This window comes from Aureimonas sp. AU12 (assembly GCF_001463705.1).
GTDB lineage: Bacteria > Pseudomonadota > Alphaproteobacteria > Rhizobiales > Rhizobiaceae > Aureimonas.
The window spans coordinates 215,710-228,083 of the sequence record NZ_BBWH01000028.1; the positions used below are offsets into that span (position 1 = coordinate 215,710).

The 12,374-nt window shown below is 69.5% G+C and carries 14 protein-coding genes and 1 pseudogene; 8 read left to right on the top strand and 7 right to left on the bottom strand.

Annotated features, from left to right (window positions below):
• Positions 1-5: 5 nt before the first annotated feature.
• The gene (locus tag AUL33_RS22185; protein ID WP_156419388.1) at positions 6-398 is read right to left on the bottom strand and encodes a hypothetical protein; all 393 of its coding nucleotides are present in this window, start codon (positions 396-398) and stop codon (positions 6-8) included.
• Positions 399-603: 205 nt separating this feature from the next.
• On the opposite strand from AUL33_RS22185, the gene AUL33_RS12310 reads away from it, so the two are divergent.
• On the top strand, positions 604-1,017 hold the full coding sequence (locus AUL33_RS12310) for a helix-turn-helix domain-containing protein (RefSeq protein ID WP_062208133.1): 414 nt from the start codon (positions 604-606) through the stop codon (positions 1,015-1,017).
• A gap of 2 nt (positions 1,018-1,019) precedes the next feature.
• Positions 1,020-1,430, top strand: a pseudogene (locus tag AUL33_RS12315) (DUF6456 domain-containing protein); the annotation flags it as partial.
• A gap of 175 nt (positions 1,431-1,605) precedes the next feature.
• On the opposite strand, the gene AUL33_RS12320 reads toward AUL33_RS12315, so the two are convergent.
• A complete protein-coding gene (locus tag AUL33_RS12320; RefSeq protein WP_062208139.1) occupies positions 1,606-2,028 on the bottom strand; it encodes a SufE family protein in 423 nt (140 codons plus the stop codon).
• A gap of 69 nt (positions 2,029-2,097) precedes the next feature.
• On the bottom strand, positions 2,098-2,673 hold the full coding sequence (locus AUL33_RS12325; RefSeq protein ID WP_156419389.1) for a DUF5330 domain-containing protein: 576 nt from the start codon (positions 2,671-2,673) through the stop codon (positions 2,098-2,100).
• Positions 2,674-3,223: 550 nt separating this feature from the next.
• On the opposite strand from AUL33_RS12325, the gene AUL33_RS12330 reads away from it, so the two are divergent.
• From AUL33_RS12330 to AUL33_RS12340, 3 genes are read left to right on the top strand one after another with little or no spacing between them, the layout of a single operon-like run.
• Positions 3,224-4,915, top strand: a complete 1,692-nt coding sequence (locus tag AUL33_RS12330) for a HAMP domain-containing sensor histidine kinase (RefSeq protein ID WP_062208145.1) — start codon at positions 3,224-3,226, stop codon at positions 4,913-4,915.
• A 25-nt stretch (positions 4,916-4,940) separates the two neighbouring features.
• On the top strand, positions 4,941-5,681 hold the full coding sequence (locus AUL33_RS12335) for a peptidoglycan-binding protein (protein ID WP_062208149.1): 741 nt from the start codon (positions 4,941-4,943) through the stop codon (positions 5,679-5,681).
• 11 nt (positions 5,682-5,692) lie between these two features.
• Positions 5,693-6,028, top strand: a complete 336-nt coding sequence (locus AUL33_RS12340) for a DUF1491 family protein (protein ID WP_062208153.1) — start codon at positions 5,693-5,695, stop codon at positions 6,026-6,028.
• Positions 6,029-6,149: 121 nt separating this feature from the next.
• Here the strand turns inward: AUL33_RS12340 and AUL33_RS12345 are convergent, their stop codons facing one another.
• Positions 6,150-7,217 (bottom strand): hypothetical protein, encoded by a 1,068-nt coding sequence (locus tag AUL33_RS12345; protein ID WP_062208156.1) that lies wholly within the window; start codon positions 7,215-7,217, stop codon positions 6,150-6,152.
• 341 nt (positions 7,218-7,558) lie between these two features.
• On the opposite strand from AUL33_RS12345, the gene AUL33_RS12350 reads away from it, so the two are divergent.
• Entirely contained in the window at positions 7,559-7,759 is a 201-nt protein-coding gene (locus AUL33_RS12350) for a hypothetical protein (protein ID WP_062208158.1), read from the top strand.
• Positions 7,760-7,793: 34 nt separating this feature from the next.
• Here AUL33_RS12350 and AUL33_RS12355 read toward each other — a convergent pair whose 3' ends face one another.
• The 3 genes from AUL33_RS12355 to AUL33_RS12365 are packed head-to-tail and all read right to left on the bottom strand — an operon-like array spanning position 7,794 to position 11,234.
• The gene (locus tag AUL33_RS12355; protein ID WP_062208161.1) at positions 7,794-8,390 is read right to left on the bottom strand and encodes a hypothetical protein; all 597 of its coding nucleotides are present in this window, start codon (positions 8,388-8,390) and stop codon (positions 7,794-7,796) included.
• Positions 8,383-8,970 (bottom strand): DUF1214 domain-containing protein, encoded by a 588-nt coding sequence (locus AUL33_RS12360; protein WP_062208165.1) that lies wholly within the window; start codon positions 8,968-8,970, stop codon positions 8,383-8,385. The genes AUL33_RS12355 and AUL33_RS12360 overlap by 8 nt, the downstream gene beginning before the upstream one ends.
• A gap of 56 nt (positions 8,971-9,026) precedes the next feature.
• Positions 9,027-11,234: a transglycosylase domain-containing protein gene (locus tag AUL33_RS12365; RefSeq protein ID WP_374754427.1), complete on the bottom strand. Its 2,208-nt coding sequence runs from the start codon at positions 11,232-11,234 to the stop codon at positions 9,027-9,029.
• 142 nt (positions 11,235-11,376) lie between these two features.
• On the opposite strand from AUL33_RS12365, the gene AUL33_RS12370 reads away from it, so the two are divergent.
• A complete protein-coding gene (locus tag AUL33_RS12370) occupies positions 11,377-11,886 on the top strand; it encodes a YcgN family cysteine cluster protein (RefSeq protein WP_082652547.1) in 510 nt (169 codons plus the stop codon).
• A 116-nt stretch (positions 11,887-12,002) separates the two neighbouring features.
• Complete coding sequence (locus AUL33_RS12375; protein ID WP_062208168.1) at positions 12,003-12,368, top strand: hypothetical protein; 366 nt, start codon at positions 12,003-12,005, stop codon at positions 12,366-12,368.
• Positions 12,369-12,374: the final 6 nt, after the last annotated feature.

Consider the following 12,374-nt stretch of genomic DNA (forward strand, 5'->3'; position numbering starts at 1 on the left):
GGGAACTAACAGTTCTGGCGATCGCGTTGGCGTCGTCGACCTCGCGCGAACCGGGCGTTGAGTTCCGCGCCCGAGGGTGGCCGTGGGGTCGGCGCAGGTTCGGGGGCTTCGAGCCGGCAGGCAAGACGCCGCAAGGCGAGGTGGCGGCCGAGGTCGTAGCCCGGTCGACCTGCGCGGGCCGCACGTAGCAGGCGCCGATCCTCGATCCGCAACCGCTCCGTCAGCATCCGCCGTGTCGAAGCATCGAGAGGTGCCGGGATGGCTGTGATCCCGTATCGCAGAAGAAGCCAGCGCGGCATGTCCTGCGCATTCGCGGCGCCTGTCGCGTGCGCCCGGGCCGCTTCGCGCAACCGCATTTCGAAACGGCCGAGGGCCGTGCCATCCTCCAGCGGGGTCATCCGCATCCTCCTGATCGACATGTCGGGCGATGATGCCGACCGGCCGGGGACGGGGGATAGAATCCTGAGCACGAGTTGGGGATTGCGGGGATAACCTTTGGAAAAGCCGGGTCCCGGGGCGATCGCGGGTCGGGAAGTAAGAGAAAATATTCCTATATCCGCGCAGGGGTTGTAGAAGGGAGGCCCGGAACGAGGCGAGGATCCCATGGCGACGCAGACCCCCCGAACCCTGACGAGCCCGGCCCTTGGCCGCTTGCCGCCGCTGGCCGAACTCGGCTGGCGCGGCCGCCTTCAGTGCCGCGTCGCCGCCGACATCGTGGCGATGTTCTTGGCGGTGTCGGCCGCCGAGATCCTGTCGGCGCGCCGCGCCAGTGCAGCGGTCTCGCATGCCCGCCACATCGCCATCTATCTGGCGCACGTCGCCTTCCAGCTGCCGCTCCTGGCGGTGTCGCGCGGCTTTGCCCGCGATCGCAGCAGCATCTCCTACGCTATCGCGCGGATCGAGGACGAGCGCGACGACGAGACCTTCGACCGCCTGCTGTCGCGCATGGAGCAACTGGCGCAGTCCTGTCGCCGGCTGGCGCTGCCGGAGGCCGGCGACGAAGCCGGGGAAGCCTGAGGATGGCGACGCGTCGCACGCCCGCCGACGAATCGCCGCTCGCCCGCTTGGCCAACCGACCATGCGGCGACGGGAAGCCCTTCCTCAGCGCCGAAGAGGCAGAGGCCGGCGAGCGCCTTCGCGCCGACTGGACCCGCGCTGGCATGATGCCGAGCGTGACGCAGCGCTGGGACCGGCTGCCGGGGACGGGCGGGGGCGGCGGCGCCCCGACCGACTGGAGCGATCACCGGGCGGACTGTCATCGCCGCGCCAGCGAGGCGCTGCAGGCGGTCGGTCCGGAACTCTCCGGCGTCCTCGTGGATATCTGCTGCTTCCTGAAGGGCACCGAACTGGTGGAGCGCGAGCGCCGCTGGCCGGCGCGCTCGGCCAAACTCCTGCTGAAGGTCGGGCTCGCCGCGCTCGCCCGCCATTACGGGCTGGTCGCTGAGGCCGGCACGGCCGGGGCGCGCACGCGAAGCTGGCGGAGCTAAAGCCTGTCCAGACGAAGCGGACGTGCTTCGCCGTCGGACAATGCGAACAAAGCGGAAGTCTGAAGCCTATTTGGCGAACCCCTGTTCACTGAATTTACTCCAGCGCCGGCTCGATCCCTCAGGCGGTTTCCAGCGCGGCACGGGCATCGTTGCGGATGCGCGCCACCATCGAGCGCAGCCCGTTGGAGCGCTGCGGCGTCAGGTTCTCGCGAAGCCCGAGGCGTTCGAACAGCGCCTCGGCGTCCTGCTCCAGGATCTCGGGCGCGGTGCGGCCGGAATAGAAGGACAGGGCGATGGCAACCAGTCCGCGCACGATATGAGCATCCGACTGGCCGGAAAAGGTGATGCGCGGCGGCGAGCCGCCATCGGCGCGGCTGGTAAGCCAGACCTGGCTGACGCAGCCCGGCACCTTCGTCGCCTCGTTCAGGTCGGCGTCGTCGAGAGGCGGCAGCTCGCGCCCGAGTTCGATCACATAGCGGTAGCGGTCTTCCCAATCGTCGAGAAGCTCGAAATCCGCGATGATGTCGTCGATCCGGCGCATGAAACGGTCCCTGTCGCGGCCCTCGGACGGGCGGGCGTGGGCCTCATATAGGCTGTGCCGGCCAGCTTGTCAGGCGCGGGGTGCGGGCTGCGGCAGCGGCGCATGAGGCGGTGGCAGGTCACCGAGCGGGATCGAGCGCCGAGAATCCTCGCCGCCGCTGCCAAGGGCCGGCATGCGGAAGGGCTGCGCGGGCTCGCCGGCAGCCGCGGTGCGCGGGGTCCCGCTCCTGGGAGCAGCGGCCGGGATCGAGGCCGTCTCCTCGGCGCCGGGCGCGTCCGCGGCCGGGACGGCGAGCGCGCGCTCGCTGACGGGCGGACTGTAGGGGCGGGGACGCGGGGCCTGCGTGTTGACGTGAACGGGACGGGGCGTGCGCTCCACCGAACCGACGGCGTCCGGGACGGGCGAAGCGGCCTGCGCGGGGCGGACGGGCGGCACGGTGTCAATGTCGGTGGGGGCGTTCAGGCGCTCGTTGGCGAGGGAATAGGCGAGAGCCAGACCGTCGCCGATGCGCTCGCCGGCGAAGCGGATCGCGTCGCGGCCGGTGGCGCAGGCGGCCGGCGCCCGGTCGCAGAAGCCGCTGAGATCCTGCACCGCCTGCTGCGCGCCATAGAAGAGGACAATCGGCGAGAGTTGAGGCCCCGACATGTCGCCATCCTCCCGCCCCGACGGCAGGAACAGGGCGACAAGCCCCAACAGGAAAGCGATCTTCAAAAGGAAGCGCATCGTTCGACGCCCAATCGTGTTGTCTTCGGAAGACGGGCTTCCGATGTCACGCACCTTGAACGGCCCCGATGAGACCGGCGTTTCGTTCGTGGAGCGAATTTATCTCAAACTGAAGCGAATTCGGCGCGTTTGGGCGAGGCAAGCGAACGGCACCCGACGCGGCCAATTCGGCAAGTGTTTGAGAGAACTGCGGAAAGCGGTCTTCAATGGGCGTTAACCATGATCGCAGGCAGGTCCGGCTTGGTGGCTTTCCACAGGCTCCGGCGGGGCGCTTCGAGGGGGCCGCGAACTTGGTTTATGGCTTCCTTAAACGGTTAAGGCCCATCGTCCGTCCCATGTTGAATGACGGTTCGGCGGGGCCATGATGGTCCTGGATTTCCCGGCCGATGAATGTGGATCGATGATGAATCCCCATGGTTGCGCACGGAGGAATCGGACGGGACAGGCTGATCTCGGCAGCCTTCGGGCCGCCGTGATCCGTCCCTTCGAGGGCCTCGTCGCCGCCGGCGTGAGCGATCCCGCCCGTCGCCGGCTGCAGGCTCGTGCGATCGCCGGTCTCGTCGGTGCCGGTCTTCTGGCGGCGCTGCTGACGCCGCTCGCCATGCTGGCCGGCCTCGGTCTCGCCGCGACGCTCGGCTTCAGCCTCATCGCGGCGATCAGCCTGGCGGGGGCCGCCGCTCTGGCGCTGTCCGGCGAGTTCGAGCTCGTCGCCGCCGCGCTCTACACCGTCGCCGCCGCGCTGGTCGGCGTGCTCTGCGTCTCGATCGACAGCCTGTGGCCCGCCGCGCTTCTGCTCGTCGGGCTGGCGGAAGCGCGCCTCGCCGGCTGCGGTCTTCTCTTCCGCCTGATGCTGCCGTCGGTCTTCGCCGCCTTCGGCCTCGTCGGTTTCCTGTCGTTGCACGGCATGGGACCGGCCGGGCAGGGACTGGCCGGCGGCTGGGTCGCACTGCCCGTCCTCGCGCTCTACGGCGCAATCGCCGCATGGCGGCTGCGCCGCTCGAGGGCTCGCGCCGCCGAGGCCCTACCGACGCCGTTCCTGCGGCTCGATGCCGAGGGCACCATTCTTCCGCCGGCCGGCCGGATGCCGGCGCTCGGGGCGCAGGGCGAAGCCCAGCGTTTCAGCCAGCGCCTGCACCTTCTCGACCGCGTCGCCTTCCTGAAGGCGATGGACGAAATCCGCCTGGGTTCGGGTCCCTTCGATCTCGATCTGCGCGTCGAAGACGACGAGGGTTTCGCGGCGATGGCGTTGCGGCTTGTGCCGGTTCGCCGCAACGACGGATCGCTCGCCAATGTCGATCTCGTCGATCTGAGCTCGACCGAGCCGATGCCGATGGCGTCTGCACGGGCCGAGGCGATCGGCCTGCCGACGGACTCGCCGGCGCTGCTCGCCACCGTCTCGCACGAGCTGCGTACGCCGCTGAACGCGATCATCGGCTTCTCCGATCTCCTCGACCAAGAGGTCTTCGGAGCCTTCGCCGACCCGCGCCAGAAGGAATATGTGGGGCTGATCCGCCGTTCCAGCCAGCATCTCCTCGACGTCGTGAACGGGCTTCTCGACGTGTCCAAGCTCGAGGCGGGTCGCTACGAACTGGCGCCGAAGCCCTTCTCGATCACCGAGATGGCGCAGTGCGCCGCCGAGATGATCCGCGGCGAGGCGGATGCGAAGGGCCTGCGCTTCCTCGTCAAGCTCGCGCCGCTCGACGACACGATCGTCGCCGACCGCCGGGCCTGCCAACAGATCCTCGTGAACCTCCTCGCCAACGCGGTGAAGTTCACGCATGAAGGCACGGTGTGCCTCAGCGTGCGCACACAGGACGGCGCGCTCGTCTTCGAGGTGACGGACACCGGCATCGGCATCGGCGCCGAGGACATCGACCGCCTCGGGCGACCCTTCGTGCAGCTGTCGCAGGGGCTGGCGCGTCGCTACGAGGGAACGGGTCTCGGCCTGTCGCTCGTGAAGGGACTGGCCGAACTCCACCACGGCTCGCTCCGCATCAAAAGCCAGCCCGGACGGGGCACCGTCGTCACCGTCCGGATCCCGACGAACTGCGCCGAGCGGATCCTCGCCGGTGGAACCCCATCCGAAAACGTCGTAGCGCTGACCCATGCCCGCAAAAAAGACAGTCTCCTCCCGCAAGCCGACCCGGACCGCCGCACGGCCTAAGCCCGCCCATCGACTGGCCGGGGCGATGCTGCGCGGCGCGGCCGGCGGTCTCGTCGCCGGTGGCCGGGTTCTGGCGGCGCGGCCGATCCTCTTCGGCAGCCTCGCGGTGTTCTCGGCCATGGCCGGCGTCGTGGCCGACAATGCGATCAACCGGCAGGCGGGTCGCCATGCGCATCCGATGCTCTCGACCCGTCCCGACGAGGTCGCGCGTCTGATGTCGCAGCCGGCGACGCGCGGCGTGCGGCAGGTTCCCGTGCCGACGGCCGAGCCGGTCGAGATCGCCAACGATCCGCGCATCCTCGCCTTCCCGCTCGTGCGCGAGGTGCAGACCCTGCTGGCCGAACGCGGCCTCTACAAGGCGCCGATCGACGGGCGCGCCGGGCAGGCGACGGACATTGCCATTCGCGAGTTCCAGAGCGAGCGGGGGCTGCGCGTCGACGGCATGGCGACGCCGCTGCTGCTGACGCAGATCCGGCAGGCGGGCGACGTGCCGCGCGACGGGCGTCTCGCCAGCCTCGACGACGGCGTCGATCTCGGCGAGACCGCTGGCATTGCCGCCCAACCTTCGGCCGATGCCGAGCTCGTGCGCCAGATCCAAGAGAAGCTCGGCGAGGCGCGGGTGGCCGACATCGTGGCCGACGGCATCCTCGGCGAGCGCACCAAGGCGGCGATCCGCACGTTCCAGGCGCTCGAAAGCCTCGATGTGACGGGCGAGCCGTCGCGCGAGGTTCTGGCCCGGCTCGAGGCCGTCAGCACCGGCCGCTGAGGGCGGGGGCCTTGCGTCTCACCAGCGAGATCTTCGCCGCCGCGCTCACCCGGCGGCTGTTTTCGGAAGGGAACTTCGCGGCTGTGGAGCGGCGCGGCGCGGAGGCGGCGGGCGCGATCTTCGTCGTCGCGCGCGATCGCAGCGGCGGGGTCCGGCTGTTCGGCCCGGCGCCGCAATCCCTGGCGGACGAGTGCGGCGACCGGCGCTTCGTCGAGGAGACGGCGAGCGACGAGGCAGGCGTCGCGGCGCGGCTGGCCCGCGAAGCGCGGTTCGACCCGGATTTCTGGGTGATCGAGATCGAGACGGAGCGGCCGGAAACCTACCTGACGATCGTCGAGAGCGACTAAGGCGGCGTTCTCAGATCATCTCTCGATGACGGCATCGGCAGCCGGCATGTTCCAAGTCGCCCATCCGAAAACGGACCGCGACTCGGTCCGTTCGGTGTCGTGTATGAGGCTCCGCTGGCGCTCAGCCCTTGGCCTTGCGCTCGTCGGGGCGGGCCGCGCGGCGGCCGAAGTCGCGGCGCGGCATGGGCGCCGTGTCGTAGCGCTCCGGGGCCGTGAGGGGCTGGTGCTCGGCGGGGCGGGGCAGGCGGGAGGCGCCGATGGCGGCGCGGCAATCCTCGGAGCGCAGCGCCTTGTAGAAGCGCGCCATCTCGTCGAAGGCGGCGACGTCGAGGCCGATGGAGGGTTTCACCAGCATGAGAATGCTCATCGCATCCGCCGCGTTCGCCTTCAGGGCTTTCAGCGCCACGGCGAGCCGCTCGCCGCCCTCGTCGTCGCGGATGGTCGCCAGCGTCGTGTCGGTGAGGCCGAAGATGTCGGACAGGGTCCGGTAGAAGCGCGGCTCGTCGCGGCGCATGGCGGCCATCATCAGCGCGGCGAAGGTCGGTGGTTCCGGCGCGGGCGCGGGCTGGGCGGCCACCGGCGGGGGCGCCTTGCGGCCGGCCAGCGCCAGCCGGCGCAGGGTTTCGCGAACGCTCGCCGCAGTGCGCAGCGGCGGCTCGCCCGCGACATCCGGCATCATCGGCGTCACCGACAGGAAGTCGGCCGCAAGGCTCGGCGCGGGGATCTCGCTTGCGGCCTCCTGAGCCTCGGCGGGGGCGGACGGTGCGGCCTCCGGCTCGGGCAGGGGGCAAGCGGCGGGAGCATCGGCGCGGCCGACGCGGTTCTTGACGAGACGAACGACCCGCTCGTCGCCCGAGGCGGCCAGGCGCGCGATGTCGGCGCCGGTCAGCGCCGGGCTCGACACGAGGAAGGGCGCGCCGACCTCGATCGGGGCGGCGAGCAGGAGATCGACGAGCGGGCGCGGCATCCGCTGGGTGTGGGACAGGGCGGCGGCGAGGTTGCGCTGCGTGTCGGCGTTGACGCGGCTCCAGAGCGGCAGCACCAGCCGGCTGAGCTCTTCGGCCTGGGAGGTGCTGGGGTGGCGCAAGGACGAGTAGGCGGCGACCGCGGCGGCGACCACCGTGTCGAATTCCTGCTGCCCGGCCTGACGTTCGAGGGATCGGAAGATCCGCGGTGCGGCGTCTTTCATGACACTCCAGGCGTTTGTCATCGCGTTGATGCTCTGACGGGCAGAATACCGCCTAAAATCTTAGCAAGCTGTTAACCTTGAGCCGCTTCACTGGGGACAACGCGGTCCTGCATGATCCCGTCTCGCCCCTGATGGGCGGCGCGGGGACGCAGAGCACAAGGGGTATGGCGACACTCGGGGATGGTTCCCGGTCGGCACGCGCGGACTTCAGGCTGACGGCAGTTCACGGCGCTACAAGCGCAGTGGATCGGCCCTGACGTCCGGGTTCGATGAGAGAACCGTACGATCGATCAGTTGAGCTCGCGGCCCCGGAGGGGACGTCGGCAGGCGGGAACACCATCATGGCAGTCGTGCATCGCTTCATCCGACCCGATCCGCAACACTCGGCTCGGCCACGCGCATGGCAAGGCGAGGCGGACATCGTGATCCTGCCCTGCGTGCGCCGAGAGCGGCTGAGCGAGCGATCCGCCGGGACGCTGTCGCCGGTCGAACTCGGCTTCTCGCTGGGGCATTCGGGCCAACCGGACGACGCGCGGTCCTGAGCCGATCGGGCGTCCGCTTCACCGGGATCCGCGTTCAGTTGGCCGGCTGGCCCGACTCGTCTGATGTCGCCGGGCGGCACTGCAGCGACCGGGCGAAGCGATCGACGAAGGGGCGTTCGCTCTGCGCGCCGACGAGCGCGCGGACCGTGAGGTAGCCCTCGCTCACCGGCAGTTCGACGGGAATGGACTGCGGATCGGCGGCGGAGCCCTCGACGCGGGCGAGGTCCAACTGCTCGCGGGTGCCCACGAGCAGATCGAGCCGCCCGTCGAGCGCCACGCGTTCGCTGATCGAATAGAGATTGTCGCCATTGGCGCCGTAGATGGACGCCGTCCAGAAGCTGGTCTCGGCTTCGGCATAGAGGCGCACCGGCCCGGCCTCGGTGGTGAAGCGGCATGCGGCCGCGATGAAGGCGGGATCGACGAAGACGAAGTCGGCGGGGCGCGGCTCCGGGGCGGCGGCGGCGCCGATCGGGTCGCCCTCGATGCGGACCACCGAGAAGATCGGCCCGAGGCGCGACAGCCGGCTCCATGCGTCGTTCTCGGCCTGGCCAGGGATCGCGAAGACGATCGCGATGTGGATCACGGCGGCGCCGACGAGGCCGATGAGGACGGCGAGCAGCAGCTTACCCATCGATGAGGCATCCCGTGCGCGTGATCAGGGGCATGGCGATGGGTGCGGCGCCGCTGTCGGTGCTGATCGGCGAATCGTAGAAGGTGAGCGCCAGGATGAAGCCGCCGTCGCCGGTGGTCGCCAGCCAGTTGCCGGGCTGGGCCTGTGCGCTGACGGAGACGATCGCGGAATTGTCGTCCTCGCGCATCCAGTCGAGCGAGACGAGATGATCGGGACGCCCCTCGAGGCCGCGGATCAGCCGGCCCTCGAAGTCGTAGGCGGCCAGCGTCGCGATGCGGGCAGGCGGATAGGCGCCCTCCAGGCGGTAGGTGCATTCGCGGCGCAGCTCGCGCCCCTGCGTGTCGACGCGGGCCTGGAAGGCGACGCCTTCGCCGAGACCCAGGGTCAGATTGCCCGAGCGAGCGAGACGCGCCTTCGAATAGGGATCGGCGCCCGGCGAGCCCGCGGTGCGATCGGCATGCCAGGGGCCGACGACGAGAATGTCCGAGCCCTCGAACCGCTCCAGCATGGTGGCGGCGGACCAGCTGCCGAGGCCGAGAGCGATGCCGATGGCGAGGAGCACGAGAAGAGCGAAGCGCATGCCGCCTCTATCGCGCCGAACGGGCGGCGATGCCAGTGCCTGTCACGCACCCCATCTCAGCGATTGGCGATCGGCGTGGCGGGGATCGCGGCCGGCGTCGCGGAGGCTGCGAACTTTTCGGGCGCGAGCGGCTCGGTGGTGGTGAGCAGTCGTTCGAGGTCGGCCAGCACCTTCTGCGTCGAACCGGTGACGGTGCTCGGGCGGGCGATGCGCGGCGCGCCGTCGTCGCCCTCGGTCTTGGCGACCTCGATGGAACCGGGCGCGGGAATGGGGTCGTCGATGAAGGGGATCGGGCGCAGTTCGATGCCCTGGTGGGCCGCTTCCATGAAGCGCTGCCACGTCATCGCCGGCAGACCGCCGCCGGTCAGCTTGTTCGTCGGCTTGAACGTGTCGTTGCCATACCAGACGGCGGCGGTGAAATTGCCGGTGAAGCCGACGAACCAAGCGTCGCGGTAACCCTGCGTGGTACCGGTCTTGCCGCCGGCGCGCGTCATCGACAGGCGGGCGCGGCGGGCGGTGCCGACTTCGGGAATGCGCACGAACATCGTGTTCATGCTCTTCGTCGCCTCTTCCGACAGGACGCGCACGCGCGGCGGCATGTCGCGCTCGGCATCCCACAGCACCGAGCCGTCGGCGTCGGTGATCTGCTGGATCGCATGGCGATGCGAGGTGAGCCCGCCGGCGGGGAAGGTGGCGTAGCCCGTCGCCTGATCGAGCACGGTCACCTCGTTGGTGCCGAGCGCGATCGTCTTGTCGCCGCGCAGCGGGGTCTCGACGCCCATCGCCTTGGCGAGGGCCGCGACCTTGCCGACGCCGGTCTCCTGGCTGAGCTTGACGGCGACCGTGTTGAGCGAGCGGGCCATCGCGTCCTGGATCTGGATGCGGCCGGCGAAGGAATTGCCGTAGTTCTGCGGCGACCAGTTGCCCACGCGCACCGGCCCGTCGACGATGAAGTCGGTCGGCTTGTGCCCGGCCTCCATCGCGGCGGCATAGACATAAGCCTTGAAGGACGAGCCCGGCTGGCGAAGCGCGCGGGTGGCGCGATTGAACTGCGAGAGGCCGTAGTCGCGCCCGCCCACCAGCGCTACGACGCCGCCGTCGTCGGCGATGACGGCCATCGCGCCTTCCTCGACGCCGTAGGACTTGCCGAACTGGCGCAGGTGGAAGTCGACGGACTCATCGGCGAGCTTCTGAAGGCCCATGTCGATCGTGGTGCGGGCGACGAAGGTGCGCTGCGGCAGGGCGGCGGCGACGCGCTGCACCTCCTCGAAGGCGTAGTCGAGGAAATAATCCGGCGACTGGATCACCGAGCGGTCCACCGCCACGGCCGGATGACGGCGGGCGGCGACGACCTGGCCCTCGGTCATGAAGCCGGAATCGACCATGGCGGACAGAACGACGTTGGCGCGGGCGCGGGCGGCCGGCAGGTTCTTGTGCGGGGCGTATTGCGTCGGCGCCTTGAAGAGGCCGGCGAGCATGGCCGACTCGGCCAGGTTCACGTCGCGGATGTTCTTGCCGAAATAGAACTCGGCCGCCGCCGCCGCGCCGTTCGTGCCGCCGCCCATGTAGGCGCGGTCGAGATACATCCCGAGGATCTCGCGCTTGGTGAGATTGGCCTCGAGCCAGAGGGCGAGGAACGCCTCGTTGATCTTGCGTTCGAGCGAGCGCTCGTTCGACAGGAAGACGTTCTTGGCGAGCTGCTGGGTAAGCGTCGAGCCGCCCTGCACGACGCCGCCGGCGCGCGCGTTCTCGCTCAGCGCCCGGGCGAGGCCGAGGAAATCGATGCCCCAATGCTCGAAGAAGCGCCGGTCCTCGGTGGCCAGCACCGCCTTGACGAACTGGTCCGGCAGCTCGTCGATCGGAACGGCGTTCGCCTTGAGGATGCCGCGCCGGCCGATCTCGTTGCCGTGGCGATCGAGGAAGAGAACCGAGAAATCCGCCTGCTGCGGCAGGCCGTCGATGGTCTTCTTCATCGCCGGTTGGGCGAGGAGGAGAAGCAGGACGAACCCGGCGACGCCGAGCGTCATCGCCTCACAGGTGATCTCGACGAGAGCCCGGTTGAAACCGCGCACGCGAAAGCGCCGGGAATAGACGCTGACCGCCTCCAGCCGCGTCGACAGGCCGTGAAAGAATCGCCAAAGGCTGGAATCCAGCCAGGCATCAACCTCGATCAGGCGGGAGGGGCTGCGCCGGGGGGCGGGCTTGCGGGACCAGACATTCGGCACGATCAGACTTCCACCCGGCAGGCCATCGAGGCGCTTCACGGCATTTTACAGCAACCGTACCGCGAGACAATCGACGAAGGGTTCACCTTCCGCCCCATTCTGGTGCAAGAGGTGTGGACGAGCGTCCGATCCGGCAAGGATCGCGGTCGCCATCCCCAAGCCAAGAAGCCAGGTGCGCCCTTTGAGCAACAGTCCCTTCTGGAAGCGCAAGACGCTGGAGGAGATGAGCCCGGCCGAGTGGGAATCGCTCTGCGACGGCTGCGGGCGCTGCTGCCTGAACAAGCTGGAAGACTGGGACACGGGCGAGATCATCTGGACCGATCTCGCCTGCAAGCTGCTCGACGGGCAGAGCTGCCGCTGCTCCGACTACGAGGACCGGCATGCGACGATCCCCGACTGCGTGTCGCTCGACCCGCCGACGGTGCGCACGATCGGCTGGCTGCCGCCGACCTGCGGCTACCGGCTCGTGGCCGAGCGGCGCGACCTCTACTGGTGGCACCATCTCCTGTCCGGCGATCCCGACACGGTGCATCAGGCCGGCATTTCGGCCCGCGGCCGCACGATCAGCGAGGAGGGGTTCGAGCTGGAGGACTACGAGGATCATCTCGCGAGCTGGCCGGGCGACGATCCCGGCGAAGGGATCCGGCCGCCGGCTGTTGGAATAGGAAGAAAAGCAAAAATAGGAAAATAGTCATTGACAGCGTGACGGTGCTCGGGTAGGGTTCAGGCACAGTCGAGATGGTGCGGACGACAAGGCGGTAGGCTTCCGGAAGGAAGCGGCCGCCCTTTTGCATTCGGAGGGAAGCGATGCCGGCGGCGATGGAGAGCGGAGCGCTTCTGTCGGAGCGGCTGATGCGGGCCCTGACGATCGAGGTGCGGGCGCTGGAGAAGGCGTCGAAGGCGCTGCGTGCCAGGCAAAACGAGACCGGCGAGGCCGATCCGGCGCCGGGGGCCAAGGCGCGGGTCGAGGCGATCTCGCAGTCGGCGCGCACGCTGGAGAAGCTGCTCGAACTCCAGCGGCTCGAAGCGCTGCAGCAGAAGACCGACAGCGAGGACGACGCGACCGAGACCGACCGGCTGCGCGCCGAGATGCTGAAGCGGCTGCGCGCCATGGACGCGCGGCGGGCTGCGGGGACGGGCTTGTTCGGCGAGGATGCGGGGGCGGCGGAGTGAACGCCG

What these genes read in the sequence shown, in the direction of transcription:
- AUL33_RS12335 (WP_062208149.1), top strand. Translation starts at nt 4,941, where the DNA reads ATGCTGCGCGGCGCGGCCGGCGGTCTCGTCGCCGGTGGCCGGGTTCTG.
- AUL33_RS12355 (WP_062208161.1), bottom strand. Translation starts at nt 8,390, where the DNA reads ATGGGTAAGCTGCTGCTCGCCGTCCTCATCGGCCTCGTCGGCGCCGCC.
- AUL33_RS12320 (WP_062208139.1), bottom strand. Translation starts at nt 2,028, where the DNA reads ATGCGCCGGATCGACGACATCATCGCGGATTTCGAGCTTCTCGACGAT.
- AUL33_RS12350 (WP_062208158.1), top strand. Translation starts at nt 7,559, where the DNA reads ATGGCAGTCGTGCATCGCTTCATCCGACCCGATCCGCAACACTCGGCT.
- AUL33_RS22185 (WP_156419388.1), bottom strand. Translation starts at nt 398, where the DNA reads ATGACCCCGCTGGAGGATGGCACGGCCCTCGGCCGTTTCGAAATGCGG.
- AUL33_RS12345 (WP_062208156.1), bottom strand. Translation starts at nt 7,217, where the DNA reads ATGAAAGACGCCGCACCGCGGATCTTCCGATCCCTCGAACGTCAGGCC.
- AUL33_RS12310 (WP_062208133.1), top strand. Translation starts at nt 604, where the DNA reads ATGGCGACGCAGACCCCCCGAACCCTGACGAGCCCGGCCCTTGGCCGC.
- AUL33_RS12375 (WP_062208168.1), top strand. Translation starts at nt 12,003, where the DNA reads ATGCCGGCGGCGATGGAGAGCGGAGCGCTTCTGTCGGAGCGGCTGATG.
- AUL33_RS12360 (WP_062208165.1), bottom strand. Translation starts at nt 8,970, where the DNA reads ATGCGCTTCGCTCTTCTCGTGCTCCTCGCCATCGGCATCGCTCTCGGC.
- AUL33_RS12325 (WP_156419389.1), bottom strand. Translation starts at nt 2,673, where the DNA reads ATGTCGGGGCCTCAACTCTCGCCGATTGTCCTCTTCTATGGCGCGCAG.